This window comes from Achromobacter sp. ES-001 (assembly GCF_019448355.1).
GTDB lineage: Bacteria > Pseudomonadota > Gammaproteobacteria > Burkholderiales > Burkholderiaceae_B > Achromobacter > Achromobacter spanius_B.
Genome location: NZ_CP079940.1, coordinates 5,513,287 through 5,528,905 on the forward strand (window position 1 = coordinate 5,513,287; position 15,619 = coordinate 5,528,905).

Genomic DNA, 15,619 nt, shown 5'->3' on the forward strand with positions numbered 1-15,619 from the left:
GGCGTCGTCCCGTTTTGCGGTCCGGCGGGCGAGCGATCGGCTGCCGGATCAGCGCCGGATCAGCGCCGTATCAGCGCCGTATCAGCGCCGGGTCAATCCGCCAGCAAGGCGCCCGCGAATTCGTCCGCGACGAAGGGTTGCAGGTCTTCCAGGCTTTCGCCCACACCGATCCAGTACACCGGAATCGGACGCACGCCCTGGCTGCCCGCCGCCACGGCGGCAAGCGTGCCGCCCTTGGCGGTGCCGTCCAGCTTGGTCACGACCAGGCCGGTCAGGTTGATGGCGGCATCAAAGGCGCGGATCTGGGCCAAGGCGTTCTGGCCGGTGTTGCCGTCCACCACCAGCAGCACTTCGTGCGGCGCCGATGCATCCGCCTTGCCGATGACGCGGCGGATCTTTTTCAGTTCTTCCATCAGGTGCAGCTGCGTGGGCAGGCGACCCGCCGTGTCCACCATGACCACGCCCATGCCGCGCGCGCGGCCGGCGTTGACGGCGTCAAAGGCCACGGCGGCCGGGTCGCCGCCGTCTTGCGAAATGACGCTGACGTTGTTGCGGCTGCCCCATTCCACCAGTTGTTCGCGCGCGGCAGCGCGGAAGGTGTCGCCCGCTGCCAGCAGCACGCTGGCGCCCTGGCGCTGGAACGTGTGCGCCAGCTTGCCGATGGACGTGGTTTTGCCCGCGCCGTTCACGCCGGCGATCATCACCACCAGCGGCTTGGCGCTGGTCAGGTTGAAGCCGCGCTCCAGCGGCCGCAGGTGGTCGGCCAGCAACTGACGCAGTGCGGTCTTGACCTTGGCGGGGTCTTCAATGCGCTCTTTCTTGACCCGCGCACGCAGCGCGGTCAGCAGCTTCTCGGTGGCCTCCAGGCCCGCATCGGCCATAATGAGCGCCGATTCGAGTTCCTCGAACAGGTTTTCATCGACCTTCACGCCGACGAAAATGCCACCAATGCTCTGCCCCGTGCGCGACAAGCCTTGCTTCAGGCGCGACAGCCAGGAGGATTTCTTGGGCGCTTCGGGGGCCGGGGCGGGTGCGGGCGTCGGCGTCGACACGGGCGCCGGTGCAGGCGTTACGATCGGCGCAGGCGGCACAACCGGCGCTGGCGCGGCCGCTGGTGCTGCTGCTGGTGCCGGTGCCGGGGCTGGTGCTGGTGCCGGGGCTGGTGCTGGTGCGGCGGAAGGCGCCGTTGCGGGCGCAGGCGCGAATGCCGAAGGGGTCTGAGGCGCGGCAGCCGGTGCAGGCGCGGACGATACCGTCGGCGCCGACATCGGCAACGGGGCACGCACGGATTCGGCGGCGGGCGCGGGCGGTGTAGCCGGTGTAGACGAGACAGCCGGCGCGCTCGGGACGGCCGGCGTTGCCACCGTAGGCGCTGCGGGCGATACCGGGGGCGTAATCTGCGGCGACGGCGCGGCAGGCGCAGGCGCGGTACCCGGAGCGGGAATCGGCGCGGGCGCCGGGCTGACGGGCGCCGGGCTCACGGGCGCCGGGCTGACTGGCGCGGCAACGGGTTCCGTGGGCGCAACCGGGGCGTCCACGACCTCAGGCGGCGGCGCGGGCTGGGCCGGCGCGGCGGGCGGAGGGGTTTTTTTCTTGAAGAAGCGGCTAAACATGGGTCACAAGTATATTCGTATCGTCGGGGGCCAATACAGGCGCACCCCCATCGCCGTTCCCGACGTGGAGACGCTGCGCCCCACGCCCGACCGGGTTCGCGAAACGCTGTTCAACTGGTTGAATCATCTTTGGGCCGGCGAGTTCGCCGACAAGCAGGTGTTGGACCTGTTCGCCGGCAGCGGCGCCCTGGGCTTCGAGGCGGCCTCTCGCGGCGTGGCGCATGTGCAGATGGTCGAGCGGGACAAGACCGCCGCGTCCGCGCTGCGGACACTGCGCGACAAGCTCAAAGCCGACATGATACGCATCCACGTGGGCGACGCCATGCAGGTCGCCGAACGGATGGATGCGTCCCGCTTTGACCTCATCCTGTTGGATCCGCCCTTCGGACAGGGTTGGCTGCCGCGCCTTTGGCCGATTCTGCCCGGTATCCTGAGCCCGCACGGACTCGTCTACGTCGAGGCGGAAACGGCCATCGAAGCTCCCGAAGGTTTCCAGATCTTGCGGCAGGACAAGGCAGGCGCGGTCCACTACCATCTGCTGGAATTTGCTGCATTGCGGAAATAGATCAATAATCCGAGCTTCGGAGGATGGTGTACACCACTAATAACGGTACGGAGCTCGCATGATCATCGCTGTATATCCCGGCACTTTCGACCCGCTGACCCGGGGCCACGAAGACCTGGTCCGCCGTGCGGCCACGCTTTTCGACAAGGTCGTGGTGGGCATCGCCCACAGCCGCAACAAGAAGCCTTTCTTCAGCATCGACGAACGCGTTGAAATCGCGCGCGAAGTGCTGGGCCACTATCCCAACGTGGAAGTGCAAAGCTTTGGCGGCCTGCTGAAGGACTTTGTGCGCGACCAGAACGGGCGCGTCATCGTGCGCGGCCTGCGCGCCGTGTCCGACTTCGAATACGAATTCCAGATGGCCGGCATGAACCGCCACCTGCTGCCCGACGTCGAAACCCTGTTCATGACGCCGTCGGACCAATATCAATTCATCTCGGGCACCATCGTGCGCGAAATCGCCCAGCTGGGCGGCGACGTCAGCAAGTTTGTGTTCCCGTCCGTGGAACGCTGGTTGCAGGAAAAGGCCAAGGAACGCCGCGAGCAATCCTGGCCGGGCTGATCCACCGGCACGGCACCATCCCGAAGGGCGCGATTCGCGCCCTTCTTGCGCTGGGCGGGCCGGCAGTACAATGGCAGCCGCCCCCGGCTTTACACCGTTGCCCACCATGGCCTTGCTCATCACCGAAGAATGCATCAATTGCGACGTTTGCGAGCCCCAGTGCCCGAACGACGCGATCTCCATGGGTGATGACTATTACGTCATCGACCCCGACAAATGCACCGAGTGCGTCGGCCATCACGACGAACCGCAGTGCAAGGTGGTGTGCCCGGTAGAGTGCATTGAACTGCACCCTCAGTGGAACGAAGGCCAAGAGCAGCTCATGGCCAAGTACCGCCGCCTGACCGGTGCCGCATGAGCGACGCCACGCAACACGGCATTCCCCTTCCCCCTGGTTCCCACCAAGCCCGCCGCGATGTCTCGGCATCGGCGATTGCCGCCGGCGTGGTCGCGGTGCTGGTCAGCTTCGGCGGCACCGCCGTGCTGATGGTGCAAGCGGGCCACGCAGCCGGGCTGGACGCCGCGCGCATCGGGTCGTGGATCGGTTCACTAAGCCTGGCATTCGGATTTGGCGGCGCGTTCTACAGCCTGCGCACCGGCCTGCCCATCGTGATGGCGTGGTCCACGCCCGGCGCGGCGCTGCTGGTGACCGCGCTGGTGGGCGTGCCGTTCAATGAAGCCATCGGCGCCTACATCCTGGCGGCCGGCCTGACGCTGGCCTGTGGCCTGTTCGGCTGGATCGACCCCATCCTGCGCCGCATTCCCGGTGAAATCGCCGCCGCCATGCTGGCCGGCGTGCTGCTTAACTTCGGCATGGGCATCTTCAGCAACGTTGCCAACCAGCCCGGCCTGGTGCTGGCCATGTGCGCCACGTACCTGTTGTGCCGACGCTGGGCGCCGCGCTATGCGGTGCTGCTGGTGATGATCGTTGCCATTGCGCTGGCCTTCGCGCTGGACATGATTCGGCTGGACCTGCTGGACTGGAGCCTGACGCAGTTCGTCTGGACCACGCCGGAGTTCAGCGCCCAGGCCGCCGTCAGCCTGGGCATTCCGCTGTTCGTCGTGGCCATGGCATCGCAGAACCTGCCCGGCTTGGCGATTCTGCAAGCGGCGGGCTATCGGCCACCAGCCTCGCGCATCGTGGCCGCCACGGGCTTTCTGGGCCTGCTGGCCGCGCCGTTTGGCGCGCACAGCGTCACCATGGGCGCGATCAGCGCCGCCATCTGCACCGGCCCCGAAGCGCATCACGACCCTTCCAAGCGCTACATCGCCGCCGCCACCTACGGCTTGGGCTATGTGGGCCTGAGCGTCGTGGCGGGCGCGGTAGCCGTGTTCTTCCAGGCCCTGCCCGCCGCCCTGCTGGCCGCGTTGGCGGGCTTGGCGCTGTTGGGCACGATCATGGGCGGCATGTCGGCCGCCATGGTCAACCCGCAACGACGCGAAGCCGCGCTCATCACCTTGCTGGCAACGGCGTCGGGCTTCAGTTTCTGGGGTATTGGGTCGGCCTTCTGGGGCCTGGTGGCGGGCCTGCTGGCCCATGCCGCGTTCGAGTTCAAGCGGCGTCAGTAAGGGCGCTGCCCTTTAGTCCGGCCAGGAGGCCACGGGCGTGTCGGGGTGCACCTTCATGATCCGGCAGGGCACCTGCACGAAGTTCGAGATCCAGGCCGCGGCCAGTTCCCCTTCGTCGATCACATCGATGGTCTGGTCGCCCACCTTCATGCTGTAGCGCACGCTGTCGTCGTCTTCGATAACGTCCAGCGGGATGTCCATGCGCAGCATGCCCGGCGCTTTCAACACCAGGTAGCCCAGGCGCAATTCCACCGCAACGTCGGCCAGCCGTGGGCACAGCTCACGATTCAGCCATTGGCCGGAATCGTTGGCGATCAGCCATTGGCGGTGATAGGCCGCGGCAGCCGGCTGGGCCGTGACGCCGCATTGCGCGATGGGTTGAAAGCTATCGGAGCTCATTTACCTAGCAGTCCTTTCAGGGCCTTGTCCACGGCCGCGCCGTTGCCGTTCTTGCCCGTGACGGCGTCGCGCAGCTTGTTTTCCAGGCTGCGCTTCAGGATGGCGCCGATGGCGTCTTTCCACAGCAGCGTGTACGTGGGCTTGTCGAACGGGCCCTTTATATGCACGGGAATCGTCACGTCTTTCAGGTCGATCAGTTCCTGGCCTTCGGGGTTGGCCGCCGGGTTGACGACGCGCGCACGCGCCACCAGGTCCAGCTCGCTCTTGACGAAGTCGATGTTGGCCGGATCGCCCTGCGTCACGCGCAGCAGCGGCGACACGATGTTCAGGCGCTTGACGGCCGCCACGCCCTTGGTGAAGGCCAGGTCCGCGTCCATTTCCGAAAACTCGGTTTGCTTACTGGTGTCGGCGGGCACGGTTTCGTCTTGCGATTCCGGCTTGAACGCCGCCTTCAGTTCGCGCAGCGTCTCGGTCAGGTTGATGCCCTTGACCGCGCCATCGCGCAGGCGCACCTGCATCGTGCCGCCCAGCGCACTCTTCATGGCGTAGGCATTGGCGCCGGCCGTCTTCAAGTCCAGCGCCAGGCTGCCCGTGCCGCTGAGCACGTTGCGGTTGGCCAGGTCCATCAACAACGGTTCGATGGCGATACCGGCCAGCGACATCTTGCTGGCCAGCTGGTTGCCTTGCGCCGCATCCACCGACAACGCGCCCGCCAGCTTGCCGCCGTACAGGCCGGCGGTCAGGCTGGAGATTTCCAGCTTGCCTTTGTCCAGCTTGACCACGGCGGCCACTTCATCCGCCTTCAGGCCACGCACCACCAGCTTGCCGACCTTCAAGGTGCCATTGACGCTGGGGCCGATCAGGCCGGACAGGTCGATGGTGTCGTCCACCGGCGCGGCAGGCGCGGGTGGCGCGGCGGGCTTGGAATCATCCTTCTTGCCATCGGCGGGGGGCTTGGGCGGCGCGGCCACCACGGGCGGCACCAGCTTGTCCAGGTCCAGCGTGTCCACCACCAGCGCGAACTTCACCGCAGGCGTTTGCGACAGCTTGGTGATGTCGGCGCTAAGGTCGAACTTGCCGCCTTCCAGCACGGCGTTGATCTTGCTGCTGGCCTGGTCTTTCAGCAGGTCGGCGTTCAGGCTGCCGATCACCGGAATCTGCAAGCTGCCCTTGGGCAAGCCCGGGTCGGTGATGTTGACGTCGCCGCGCAGCGCCGACAAACCGCCGCTACGTTGCAACAGGTTCAAGGTCAGCGGCGATGCAAAATTCAGCTTCACGACGCGGTCGCCATTCTTGGACGTGCTGTCCAGCTTGGCTTCCTTGATGTCGAGTTCGGCGGCGTTGCCGCTGATGCCGTTCAGGCCAAAGCTGGCATCCAGGCCGCTGATGCGCACGCGGCCGGTCAGCGCTTCACCGGTGGCCGACGTGGGCGAAATGTTCAGCGCGGGCGCGTCCACGGCGAATTCAAACGGGCCGTCGGCCGAGCCGCCCTTGGCACGCACGGCGAGTTTTTCGATTTGCAGCTGGCTCTTGTGCGGGTCGATCGCCAGCTTGGGCATGGCCACGCTGGCTTCCACATTGGTGGCGCGCGCGGCCGGGTCGGTGATGTCGCCCTGGAAAACCACTTCCAGGCCCGCCACGTCCAGCGCGGATTTCTGGCCGTTGAAGGCCAGGTTGCCACGCACGGCCAGGCTCTTGGCCTCGGCGCCGGGCAACTTGCCGTCCATGCGCAGGTCCAGCTTTTGTGCCGCGTAGCGCTTGGCGGACGGGTCCAGCGTCAACAGGGCCTGCCCCGTCAGGTTGGCGTCCACGCGCGGGTTGCCGCCTTCCACGCGCGCCGTCAGGCGTACATCAAAGGGTTGGTTGAACGTGACGCGGCCGGTATTGGCGTTGATCTTCGTGACCGCCACCGCCATGCCGGAAATCTCGTCCTGCAACTGCACTTCGCCGTCCTTCAAGTCCAGGCCGGCGATATCGATCTGCATGTTGTTGCGGTTGGCAGGCAAGGTGCCGCTGGTGATGGCCTGGGCCGCCGTCTGCGCCGCGCCCACCAGGGCTTCTGCCGGATTGGATGGCGCGGTGGTGACGGTGGACGCGCCGCCGACCAGATTGCTGAAGTTGAATTGGCCGTCCTTGCCGCGCACCACCCGGGCCTTCAGGCCGCTGATGGCCACGTGGTCGACCACGAAGCTATTGGACAGCAACGGCCAGACGGCAACCGCCAGGCGCGTGCTTTCAATGGAAGCGAAGGTGTCCGTGCTGTTCGGCTCGGACAGCGACACGCCCTGCACCGACAAGCCGATGCGCGGAAAGAGCGATAGCTCGATCTCGCCGTCGATCGTCAATGTGCGGTGATAGCGTTCCTGCACAAGCTCTTCCAGCTTGTACTTGTACGCGTTGGGGTCGAATGTCAGCAAGAAGATGGCCAGGCCAACGACGGCCACGACAACCAACACAACCAGGCCTATCAAAATGCGCTTGAACCACGTTTTCATTGCTGCCCCGTCGGTACCTCGACTGGAAATTCTTGGATGCCGCCCACCGCGCAACGCGCGGGGATGGTGCTGTAGCGGCGGAAAACCCACGCGCCAGTTGGAGCTGTCTGCCTTTCAGGGCGAGCCCTCGCTCCTGCCGGAAGCTTGTGGCCGCGGCGTTTGGAAAGAGGATCTACCAAGGAAGGCGTGCTGAAGACGTTGGAATCACCAACGTGCAGATTTCGCTATCGTAACAAATCGGGCCGCCTTAAAGCGGCCTTGTCAGACCATGACACCAAAAACGCGATAAGTCATGGATGGAATTAATAACGGAGTGGGGTCACGAGACCCGTCCGCCCCGCCTTGAAGCTGACAATTTTCTGTCCGGCGGATTGTAGGACTAGAATGATTGATCCATCAATCATTGATACATCCAACAATGCCCGCCCCCACTCCCAGCACCCCGCATTCGCCCGGCCAGGTGCTTCCCTTCCGGCAGACGCTGCTGGCCATGCTGGGCATGTGCTTCGTCATGATGATGGTCGCTATCGACCAGACCGTGGTGGGCACCGCGCTGCCCACCATCGTGGCCGAGCTCAAGGGCTTTGAACTGTATGCATGGGTTGCCACGTCGTACCTGCTGACCTCGGTGATCACCGTGCCGATCTTCGGCCGCCTGGGCGATTACTACGGCCGCAAGCCGTTCGTGGTGGCGGCCATCATTCTGTTCACGCTGGCCTCGGCGCTATGCGGCGCGGCCGACAGCATGCTGACGCTGGTGCTGGCGCGCGCCTTGCAGGGCATCGGCGGCGGCATGCTGGTGGGCACCGCGTTCGCCTCGATCCCCGACCTGTTCCCCGACCCGCACGTGCGCCTGCGCTGGCAGGTCATGCTCAGTTCCGCCTTCGGCATCGCCAACGCGGTCGGCCCCACGCTGGGCGGCGCGCTGACCGAGCACTATGGCTGGCGATCAGTGTTCTACGTGAACCTGCCTATCGGCATCCTGGGCCTGTGGTTCGTATCGCGCTACCTGCCGCACCTGCGCAATCACACGTCCGGCAAAGTGCGGCTGGACTGGCAAGGCGCGCTGCTGATCGCGCTGGCGCTGGGCAGCCTGCAACTGCTGGTCGAGCTGCTCCCCAAGGAAGGGTTCAGCGGCCCCATCGTGCTGCTGGGCGCGGGCAGCATTGCCGCGTTCGGCCTGCTGATCTGGTGGGAAAAGCGTTGCCCGCATCCGCTCTTGCCGCTGGACATGTTCCGCAATCGCGGCCTGGCCACGCTGTTCACGCTGGCGCTGCTGGTGGGCGTAACGATGTATTCGCTGCTGTTCTACGCGCCCTTGCTGCTGCAAGGCGGCTTTGGCCTGTCGCCGCAGGACGCGGGGCTGTTGATTACGCCGATGGTCGTTTTCATCACGGTGGGCAGCATCATCAACGGCCGCATCATCACGCGTATCCGTAACCCCAACCGCATGCTGTATGCGGGCTTTTTGCTGATGGCGCTGTCCTGTATGGGCATCGTCACCACGCACAACTACACGTCGCATGTGCTGATTGGCGCGTACATGCTGATGGCCGGCCTGGGCATGGGGTTCATCATGCCCAACCTGACCGTGTTCGCGCAGCAGACGGCGGGCCGCACGCACCTGGGCATCGCCACGGCGCTGTTGCAGTCGCTGCGCATGATCGGCGGCATGCTGGGCACGGCGGTCGTGGGCACCATGGTCAGCCACAGCTATTTCAGCGGCGTCGAGTCCACGCTGCGCGGAGCGTCGGCGCAATGGCTGCCTGAATTGAACGACCCGCAGATGCTGGTGAACCCCGCAGCCCAGACACAGTTCCTGGCACAATTGGCGCATCAAGGCCAGGACGGCACGTCGCTGATCGAGATCGCGCGAGTCGCGCTGGTGGGCGCCATCCATGAAGGCCAGCTCATCGCGCTGGCCGTCGCCATCTTCGCGCTCTGGTGCGTGCGACGCGTGCCGCTGGTGCAACTGGCCCGCCCCACCAAGGCGGAGCCCGCCGGTGTCGGAGAATAGCTTTTGCCCAGACAACAACAAGGCCTGCAAGTCATCCAGCACATGGGGCAGACGTACCGCGTCATGCAAAGCGCGTTCAGCAGCAAGGTAGGCCACGCCCTGCCCCGCTGGCGCATCCTGCTTGCCCTACATGAAAACGGACAGTGTTCGCAGAAGCACCTGGCCGAACGCTGCCGGCTGGACCCGGCATCACTGACCCGGCAATTGCAGGCGATGCAGAAGCTGGGCTGGATTTCGCGCGCGGTGGATGCCCAGGACAACCGGCTGACCAATGCCACGCTGACGGCCGCTGGGCAGGCGGTGGTGAACGAAGCGCTGCCTAAACGGGCAGCGTTTTTCGAAGAGGCGTTGAAGGGGTTGTCAGCGGCGGATGTGGACACGCTGAACCGGGTGCTGAGCGTGCTGGAGTCGAATTTCTTGAGGGCGGCGGGGGATAGGGGATAAGGCGGGGGGGTGATGCGGGACTTGAACTTCGCCGCGCTGCTTATTTATCCGCACCGCCCAGTTCGCGCTCCCACCCTTGAGTTCGATAACCACATAGCAACGCAGCTTCAGGTGGTAGAACAGCAGGTCAATGAAGAATTCATCTCCCCCTACATTCAGCAGCACCTGGCGGCCGACAAAGGCGAAGCCCGCGCCCAATTCCAGCGGGTTTCGATCTGCATCACCAACACGTTGCGCGACCAATTGTGCTCGATGGCCTTGGCGGCATACCACTTACGGCCTTCCGGGCTGGGCAGCTTGTCCAGCAGCGCCATTGAGCGGCCCGTTGCTGCGCCGTATGAATACGGATCTTCAGCTCACCCAGCCAGTGGTCGTAACCTTCAGGCGGGCACCAGGGATGCGGGCTTATCGCTCATACCGCCGTCGAGCCTCAGACGTCGATCAGACGTTAAACAAGAAATTCATCACATCGCCGTCCTGCACGATGTATTCCTTGCCTTCGGCGCGCATCTTGCCAGCTTCCTTGGCGCCTTGCTCGCCCTTGTACGTGATGAAGTCTTCGTACGCGATCGTCTGCGCGCGGATGAAGCCGCGTTCGAAGTCGGTGTGGATGACGCCGGCGGCTTGCGGGGCGGTTGCGCCGATGGGCACCGTCCAGGCGCGCACTTCCTTCACGCCTGCCGTGAAGTAGGTTTGCAGGCCCAGCAGCTTGAAGGCGGCGCGGATCAGGCGGTTCAGGCCCGGCTCTTCCATGCCCATGTCGGACAGGAAGGCCTGGCGGTCGGCGTCGTCCAGGTCGACGATTTCGGATTCGATGGCGGCGCAGATGGCGACGACCGGTGCGTTGCGCGCGGCGGCGAATTCGGTCAGGCGGTCAAGCAGCGGGTTGTTGGTGAAGCCGTCGTCGGCCACGTTGCCCACGTACATCGCGCGCTTGGCGGTGATGAAGCACAGTTGGGCGATGTCGGCCTGTTCTTCGGGGCTGAGGTCCAGCGCGCGAATCGGCTTGGCTTCGTTCAACTGCGCCACGCACTTTTCCAGCACGGCCACGATGCGCTGCGATTCCTTGTCGCCGGAGCGGGCGGTCTTCTGGTGACGCAGCAGCGCTTTTTCAGCGGTTTGCATGTCGGCCAGTGCCAGTTCGGTTTCGATGACTTCGATGTCGGCGATGGGGTCGATCTTGCCGGCCACGTGGATCACGTTGGGGTCTTCGAAGCAGCGCACGACGTTGACGATGGCGTCGGTTTCGCGGATGTGCGACAGGAACTGGTTGCCCAGGCCTTCGCCCTTGCTGGCGCCGGCAACCAGGCCGGCGATGTCCACGAATTCGACGGTGGCCGATAGGATGCGCTCGGGCTTGACGATTTCAGCCAGCTTTTGCAGACGCGGATCCGGCACTTCGACCACACCGACGTTGGGCTCGATGGTGCAGAACGGATAGTTCTCGGCGGCGATGCCGGCGCGGGTCAGAGCATTGAAGAGAGTCGATTTGCCAACGTTGGGCAGGCCGACGATGCCGCATTGCAGAGCCATGGGAATCCTGTGTAAGTACGGTATTGATCGTTAACGTTCTAGTTTACCCCGGGTGCGCCCCGTGGCAGTTTCGCCTGCGCGGCGATGCGACCCCGCTATTGGGCGATGGACGGCGCCCAGCGCATCACGGCCCAGATCATCAAAATGGGGCCGGCGTTGAACGTGGCGTGCAGCAGGATGGCCGCGCCGATGCCGCGACGCACGCGCATCCAGCCCAGCACCAGCCCGGTCAGCCACTGCGGCAGCACCAGCAGCGGCATCAGCCAGTACGGCGTCTTGCTATAGACAAAGTTGGTCAGGTGCACCGCCGCGAACGTCAGCGCGACCAGGTGAAACACCAGGCCAAAGTGCTTCAGGTAATAGCGCCGCCACGTCGTGTCCCACCCCGTCAGCAACGTTGCGCGTTGGCGCACGCCCCAGCATGCCAGGATCACGAAGGCGGCCAGCAGCAGCCCCGTCCACAGCTTCGGGCCATACAGCACGACCGGCATCAGCGCGGGCACCAGCCACAGCACTTGCAACGGTCGGCGCAGACCATAGCGGAACAACATTTCTTCGACTAGCGGCGCCCAGATCACTGCCGTCAGCCACGGCAGGTTGGTGGGGTCGATACGGTGGGTGGCACCGCCCAAGCCGGCGGCCATCACGGCAACGGGGCCCAGCGCGAAAAGATTCAGCGCCCACAGCAGCCCGGCCCAGGCCAACAGGCGCCCGGGGCGTATGCCCGGCCACCAGTCGGCCAGCAAACCACTGCCCGCCGCGCGGCCCGGCACGCGCGACAGCGAGCGTGGGTGCCGGATATACCGCCAGAAATCCGCGACTTCTGTTCGAAAGCGGGTCTTGGCGTCGGGCTGGGACGGTGCGGGGTGGCTCATCCCGCGACGTTGCCGCTGTGCAATTGGCGCGTGGCCAGCGGGAAATCACCCGCCAGCATCGCCGGCACGACGGCGCGGCAGCGGTCGATGACGGCTTCGATTTCCTTTTGCTCGTCGCGGCGCGGCGGGTGCAGCACGAAGTCGGCAACCTGTTGCGCCAAGCCCAGCGTGCGCGGGTGACCGATGCCGATGCGCAGCCGCCAGAAGTTCGGGCTGCCCAGCACGGCCTGGATATCCTTCAGGCCGTTGTGGCCCGCATGGCCCCCGCCCTGCTTGAGCTTGACCTGCCCGGGAAGCAGATCCAGTTCGTCATGCAACACCAGCACCTGTTCCGGCGCCAGCTTGTAGAAGCGCGCCAAGGCGCCAACAGCCTGGCCCGACTTGTTCATATAAGTGATGGGCTTGAGCAGCAGCACGTTGTCCGCCCCCAGGCGCGACTTGGCGACCATGCCGAAAAAAGATTTTTCAAGCGCAAAAGAAGTGCGCAGATCGTCCGCCAGATGGTCGGCCAGCCAAAAGCCGGCGTTGTGCCGGGTCGTTTCGTAGTCGGGACCGGGGTTACCCAATCCCACAATGAGGCGTATGGGAATAGACATGATGGAGGGTGTTTAAACCAAAAAACCCTGCGCATGCAAATGCACACGCAGGGTTTCGGGCACAAGCCGCGGAAAGCCCGAAGGCTTTCCAGCAGACTTAGGCAGCCGGAGCAGCTTCTTCGGCTTCGTCGGCAGCGGCAGCGCCGCCCTTGACGATGGCGGCAGCCAGCAGCGGGTTGTCTTCACCGCCGTGGGGCACGTACGTCACGCCCATGGGCAGCTTGATGTCGGCCAGGTGGATCGAAGCGCCGGCCAGGATGTTGGTCAGGTCAACTTCGATGAACTGCGGCAGAGCCTTCGGCAGGCAGGTGATTTCCAGTTCGGTCGTCACGTGGCTGATGATGGCGCCGGCCAGCTTCACAGCGGGCGAGATTTCGGCGTTGACAAAGTGCAGCGGCACCTTGGTACGCAGAGCCTGGTTGGCGTCCACGCGCTGGAAGTCCACGTGCAGGACTTGCGGCTTGTAGGCGTGCCATTGAACCGAACGCAACAACACTTGCTCATCCTTCGAGCCTTCGAGCTGCATTTGCAGGATCGATGCGTGGAATTCTTCCTTACGCAGGGCGTGATAGATCTCGTTGTGGTCGAGTTCGATGTTCAGGGGGGCAGCCGTACCACCATAGACAATGGCGGGAACGCGGCCCGCGCGGCGCAGGCGGCGGCTCGCACTCGAACCCTGGACGCTACGCGCAGTGGCGATGAATTTCATGGAAAACTCCAAAAACAAAATAAGGTGAAGAGGCTTCACCAGTTAACGGCACGGCGCGCAACATGCGCGCCGTGTTGATTGCGCCTTGCCGCGACCAGCAAGGTGCAAAAACTAAAGGTAGGCTGTGGCCTGACCGACGCGAATCGCGTCAGTCGACGAACAGCGAGCTGACCGATTCCGCGTTCGAGATACGCAGGATGGTCTCGCCCAGCAGCGCGGCGCACGACAGCTGGCGGATCTTGCCGCTGGCCTGGCCTTGCTCGGAGAGCGGGATGGTGTCGGTGACGACCAGTTCGTCCAGTTCCGACGCTTCGATGCGGTCAATGGCGCCGCCCGACAGCACGGGGTGCGTGCAATAGGCGTAAACGGCACCGGCGCCGCGGTCTTTCAGGGCCTGGGCCGCCTTGCACAGCGTGCCGGCGGTGTCGACCATGTCGTCCATGATGATGCAGGTGCGGCCGTCGACTTCGCCGATGATGTTCATCACTTCCGACACGTTGGCGCGCGGACGACGCTTGTCGATGATGGCCAGGTCGGCTTCCAGCTGCTTGGCCAGCGCGCGGGCGCGAACCACGCCGCCGATGTCCGGGGACACCACGACCAGGTTCGAGAAATTGCGGCGCCAGATGTCGCCCAGCAAGATCGGACCGGCGTAGATGTTGTCCACGGGGATGTCGAAGAAACCCTGGATCTGGTCGGCGTGCAGGTCCATTGTCAGGACGCGGTCAACGCCAGCCACTTGCAGCATGTTGGCCACAACCTTGGCCGAGATCGCGACGCGCGCCGAACGCGGGCGGCGGTCTTGGCGGGCATAGCCAAAGTACGGAATCGCGGCGGTGATGCGGCCGGCCGACGCGCGGCGCAGGGCATCGACCATCACCATGATTTCCATCAGGTTGTCATTGGTGGGCGCACAGGTGGGTTGCAGGACGAAGACGTCCTTGCCACGCACGTTCTCGTTGATTTCGACCATCACCTCGCCGTCGGAGAAGCGACCGACGGTCATCTTGCCCAGGGACATATCGAGGTGGTTGACTACGTCCACGGCCAGCCGAGTGTTGGCCGTGCCCGTGAAGATCATGAAGCTATCGTTTGCCATGATGGATGATGCGATGGTCGTTGTAAGACACTAACGAGTGATGCGGGGTGAAAACACCAGCGAATCCGGAAAATAAAAAAGCTGCTGAACCCGGGCCAGTGTCTTACAGGCGTGTTCAACAGCTTTTTTATGTATTCGGTTGGCTGGGGAGGAAGGATTCGAACCTTCGCATGCCGGAATCAAAATCCGGTGCCTTAACCAGCTTGGCGACTCCCCAACTATCTTGCAATCCAATTCCGCAACGGATGTTCAGTTAAACCAGTACAAGCCTGCACTAACCGAAACCGTGGATGCGTTGTGCTGTTTGTTTTAACAGCGCCGCGCATTATAGCGGATATTTCTGTTTTCGCCAAAACGGCTTCGGAGAGTTCTGAGAATTCGGCGAATAAACATGCGCCTGATCCCGACATGCGTACAGGATAACCCTGTTCTGCAAGCCACCGCGATGCCCTGAATACTTCAGGATAAAGACGGTGAACCACCGGCTCCAAGTCATTTTTCCCGAAGGAAAAAGTTGGCGAAGCAAGAAAGTCCGCTATTGTGATGTAAGAAGAATCCCTTGTCAAATCGGGCGCCGAAAATATGCCAACAGTGGGCACGCTGGTGTCAGGTTGCGCTACCAGATACGCGCGTTCAGGCAGCGTCACAGCGGTCAGTGCTTCGCCCACGCCTTCGGCAAAAGCGGATTGCCCGAACACGAATACCGGCACGTCGGCGCCCAACGGCAAGGCCAGGTCCATCAGCTGGCGCCGCGTGAGGCCGGTGTTCCATAGCTTGTTCAATGCGATCAACACCGAGGCCGCATCGCTGGAGCCGCCGCCCAGCCCGCCCCCCTGTGGAATGCGTTTTTCAAGGCCGATCTGCACGCCCTGGCGTGTGCCGGTGGCGCGTTGCAAAGCGTGCGCGGCCCGCAGGGTCAGGTCGTCGGCTTCCGACACGCCGGCAAGCTCGGTGGCGCGGCTGATGATGCCGTCGGCGCGCACGTCGAAATGCAGCGTGTCGCAAAGGTCGATGAAGCGGAAGACCGTTTGCAGCAGGTGGTAGCCGTCAGCGCGGCGGCCCACCACATGCAGGAACAAATTCAGCTTGGCGGGAGCGGGAACGTCGTACAGAGTCACATCAGGCAACCGGTGCGGGACAAGC

15 protein-coding genes, 1 tRNA gene and 1 pseudogene are annotated in these 15,619 nt (G+C 64.2%); 6 read left to right on the top strand and 11 right to left on the bottom strand.

All coding sequences use genetic code 11. The features are described 5' to 3' along the window. Window positions 1-92 precede the first annotated feature (92 nt). Window positions 93-1,268, bottom strand: a complete 1,176-nt coding sequence (gene ftsY / locus KYT87_RS25035; protein WP_370638789.1) for a signal recognition particle-docking protein FtsY — start codon at window positions 1,266-1,268, stop codon at window positions 93-95. Between the two features lie 343 nt (window positions 1,269-1,611). On the opposite strand from ftsY, the gene rsmD reads away from it, so the two are divergent. The 4 genes from rsmD (at window position 1,612) to KYT87_RS25055 (ending at window position 4,309) form a co-directional block, all read left to right on the top strand. Beyond that, complete coding sequence (rsmD, locus tag KYT87_RS25040; protein WP_046807919.1) at window positions 1,612-2,178, top strand: 16S rRNA (guanine(966)-N(2))-methyltransferase RsmD; 567 nt, start codon at window positions 1,612-1,614, stop codon at window positions 2,176-2,178. Between the two features lie 58 nt (window positions 2,179-2,236). After that, the gene (coaD, locus tag KYT87_RS25045) at window positions 2,237-2,740 is read left to right on the top strand and encodes a pantetheine-phosphate adenylyltransferase (RefSeq protein ID WP_046807920.1); all 504 of its coding nucleotides are present in this window, start codon (window positions 2,237-2,239) and stop codon (window positions 2,738-2,740) included. A 106-nt stretch (window positions 2,741-2,846) separates the two neighbouring features. Then, window positions 2,847-3,098, top strand: a complete 252-nt coding sequence (locus KYT87_RS25050; protein ID WP_006221659.1) for a YfhL family 4Fe-4S dicluster ferredoxin — start codon at window positions 2,847-2,849, stop codon at window positions 3,096-3,098. After that, entirely contained in the window at window positions 3,095-4,309 is a 1,215-nt protein-coding gene (locus KYT87_RS25055) for a benzoate/H(+) symporter BenE family transporter (RefSeq protein ID WP_046807921.1), read from the top strand. The genes KYT87_RS25050 and KYT87_RS25055 overlap by 4 nt, the downstream gene beginning before the upstream one ends. Window positions 4,310-4,321: 12 nt before the next feature. Here KYT87_RS25055 and KYT87_RS25060 read toward each other — a convergent pair whose 3' ends face one another. Continuing rightward, complete coding sequence (locus tag KYT87_RS25060) at window positions 4,322-4,708, bottom strand: MOSC N-terminal beta barrel domain-containing protein (RefSeq protein ID WP_219991115.1); 387 nt, start codon at window positions 4,706-4,708, stop codon at window positions 4,322-4,324. Beyond that, window positions 4,705-7,203 (bottom strand): AsmA family protein, encoded by a 2,499-nt coding sequence (locus KYT87_RS25065; protein WP_104141979.1) that lies wholly within the window; start codon window positions 7,201-7,203, stop codon window positions 4,705-4,707. Before KYT87_RS25065 ends, KYT87_RS25060 begins: the two co-directional genes overlap by 4 nt. A 418-nt stretch (window positions 7,204-7,621) precedes the next feature. Between KYT87_RS25065 and KYT87_RS25070 the strand changes: the two genes are divergently transcribed. Together KYT87_RS25070 and KYT87_RS25075 are read left to right on the top strand one after the other, a co-directional pair. Then, window positions 7,622-9,220 carry an MDR family MFS transporter gene (locus KYT87_RS25070; protein ID WP_046807924.1) on the top strand — a complete coding sequence of 533 codons (1,599 nt, stop codon included), beginning with the start codon at window positions 7,622-7,624 and terminating at the stop codon, window positions 9,218-9,220. A gap of 3 nt (window positions 9,221-9,223) precedes the next feature. After that, window positions 9,224-9,664: a MarR family winged helix-turn-helix transcriptional regulator gene (locus KYT87_RS25075; protein ID WP_104141978.1), complete on the top strand. Its 441-nt coding sequence runs from the start codon at window positions 9,224-9,226 to the stop codon at window positions 9,662-9,664. A gap of 75 nt (window positions 9,665-9,739) precedes the next feature. Here the strand turns inward: KYT87_RS25075 and KYT87_RS29920 are convergent. From KYT87_RS29920 to ispE, 8 genes and pseudogenes are all read right to left on the bottom strand, one after another. Next, window positions 9,740-9,978 (bottom strand): annotated as a pseudogene (locus KYT87_RS29920) (PDDEXK nuclease domain-containing protein); the annotation flags it as partial. Between the two features lie 127 nt (window positions 9,979-10,105). After that, window positions 10,106-11,197, bottom strand: a complete 1,092-nt coding sequence (ychF, locus tag KYT87_RS25085) for a redox-regulated ATPase YchF (protein WP_046805048.1) — start codon at window positions 11,195-11,197, stop codon at window positions 10,106-10,108. A 95-nt stretch (window positions 11,198-11,292) separates the two neighbouring features. Continuing rightward, window positions 11,293-12,072 carry a type II CAAX prenyl endopeptidase Rce1 family protein gene (locus tag KYT87_RS25090; protein ID WP_219991116.1) on the bottom strand — a complete coding sequence of 260 codons (780 nt, stop codon included), beginning with the start codon at window positions 12,070-12,072 and terminating at the stop codon, window positions 11,293-11,295. Beyond that, window positions 12,069-12,668 carry an aminoacyl-tRNA hydrolase gene (gene pth, locus KYT87_RS25095; RefSeq protein ID WP_104141975.1) on the bottom strand — a complete coding sequence of 200 codons (600 nt, stop codon included), beginning with the start codon at window positions 12,666-12,668 and terminating at the stop codon, window positions 12,069-12,071. The genes KYT87_RS25090 and pth overlap by 4 nt, the downstream gene beginning before the upstream one ends. Before the next feature lie 97 nt (window positions 12,669-12,765). Beyond that, window positions 12,766-13,377: a 50S ribosomal protein L25/general stress protein Ctc gene (locus KYT87_RS25100; RefSeq protein WP_046805051.1), complete on the bottom strand. Its 612-nt coding sequence runs from the start codon at window positions 13,375-13,377 to the stop codon at window positions 12,766-12,768. A 148-nt stretch (window positions 13,378-13,525) separates the two neighbouring features. After that, window positions 13,526-14,476 (bottom strand): ribose-phosphate pyrophosphokinase, encoded by a 951-nt coding sequence (locus KYT87_RS25105; protein WP_006227587.1) that lies wholly within the window; start codon window positions 14,474-14,476, stop codon window positions 13,526-13,528. A gap of 140 nt (window positions 14,477-14,616) precedes the next feature. Then, window positions 14,617-14,693 (bottom strand) — tRNA-Gln (locus tag KYT87_RS25110). 1 nt (window position 14,694) lies between these two features. Beyond that, complete coding sequence (gene ispE / locus KYT87_RS25115) at window positions 14,695-15,594, bottom strand: 4-(cytidine 5'-diphospho)-2-C-methyl-D-erythritol kinase (protein ID WP_046805135.1); 900 nt, start codon at window positions 15,592-15,594, stop codon at window positions 14,695-14,697. Between the last annotated feature and the right edge of the window lie 25 nt (window positions 15,595-15,619).

What these genes read in the sequence shown, in the direction of transcription:
- ftsY (WP_370638789.1), bottom strand. Translation starts at nt 1,268, where the DNA reads ATGTCGGCGCCGACGGTATCGTCCGCGCCTGCACCGGCTGCCGCGCCT.
- rsmD (WP_046807919.1), top strand. Translation starts at nt 1,612, where the DNA reads ATGGGTCACAAGTATATTCGTATCGTCGGGGGCCAATACAGGCGCACC.
- coaD (WP_046807920.1), top strand. Translation starts at nt 2,237, where the DNA reads ATGATCATCGCTGTATATCCCGGCACTTTCGACCCGCTGACCCGGGGC.
- KYT87_RS25050 (WP_006221659.1), top strand. Translation starts at nt 2,847, where the DNA reads ATGGCCTTGCTCATCACCGAAGAATGCATCAATTGCGACGTTTGCGAG.
- KYT87_RS25055 (WP_046807921.1), top strand. Translation starts at nt 3,095, where the DNA reads ATGAGCGACGCCACGCAACACGGCATTCCCCTTCCCCCTGGTTCCCAC.
- KYT87_RS25060 (WP_219991115.1), bottom strand. Translation starts at nt 4,708, where the DNA reads ATGAGCTCCGATAGCTTTCAACCCATCGCGCAATGCGGCGTCACGGCC.
- KYT87_RS25065 (WP_104141979.1), bottom strand. Translation starts at nt 7,203, where the DNA reads ATGAAAACGTGGTTCAAGCGCATTTTGATAGGCCTGGTTGTGTTGGTT.
- KYT87_RS25070 (WP_046807924.1), top strand. Translation starts at nt 7,622, where the DNA reads ATGCCCGCCCCCACTCCCAGCACCCCGCATTCGCCCGGCCAGGTGCTT.
- ychF (WP_046805048.1), bottom strand. Translation starts at nt 11,197, where the DNA reads ATGGCTCTGCAATGCGGCATCGTCGGCCTGCCCAACGTTGGCAAATCG.
- KYT87_RS25090 (WP_219991116.1), bottom strand. Translation starts at nt 12,072, where the DNA reads ATGAGCCACCCCGCACCGTCCCAGCCCGACGCCAAGACCCGCTTTCGA.
- pth (WP_104141975.1), bottom strand. Translation starts at nt 12,668, where the DNA reads ATGTCTATTCCCATACGCCTCATTGTGGGATTGGGTAACCCCGGTCCC.
- KYT87_RS25100 (WP_046805051.1), bottom strand. Translation starts at nt 13,377, where the DNA reads ATGAAATTCATCGCCACTGCGCGTAGCGTCCAGGGTTCGAGTGCGAGC.
- KYT87_RS25105 (WP_006227587.1), bottom strand. Translation starts at nt 14,476, where the DNA reads ATGGCAAACGATAGCTTCATGATCTTCACGGGCACGGCCAACACTCGG.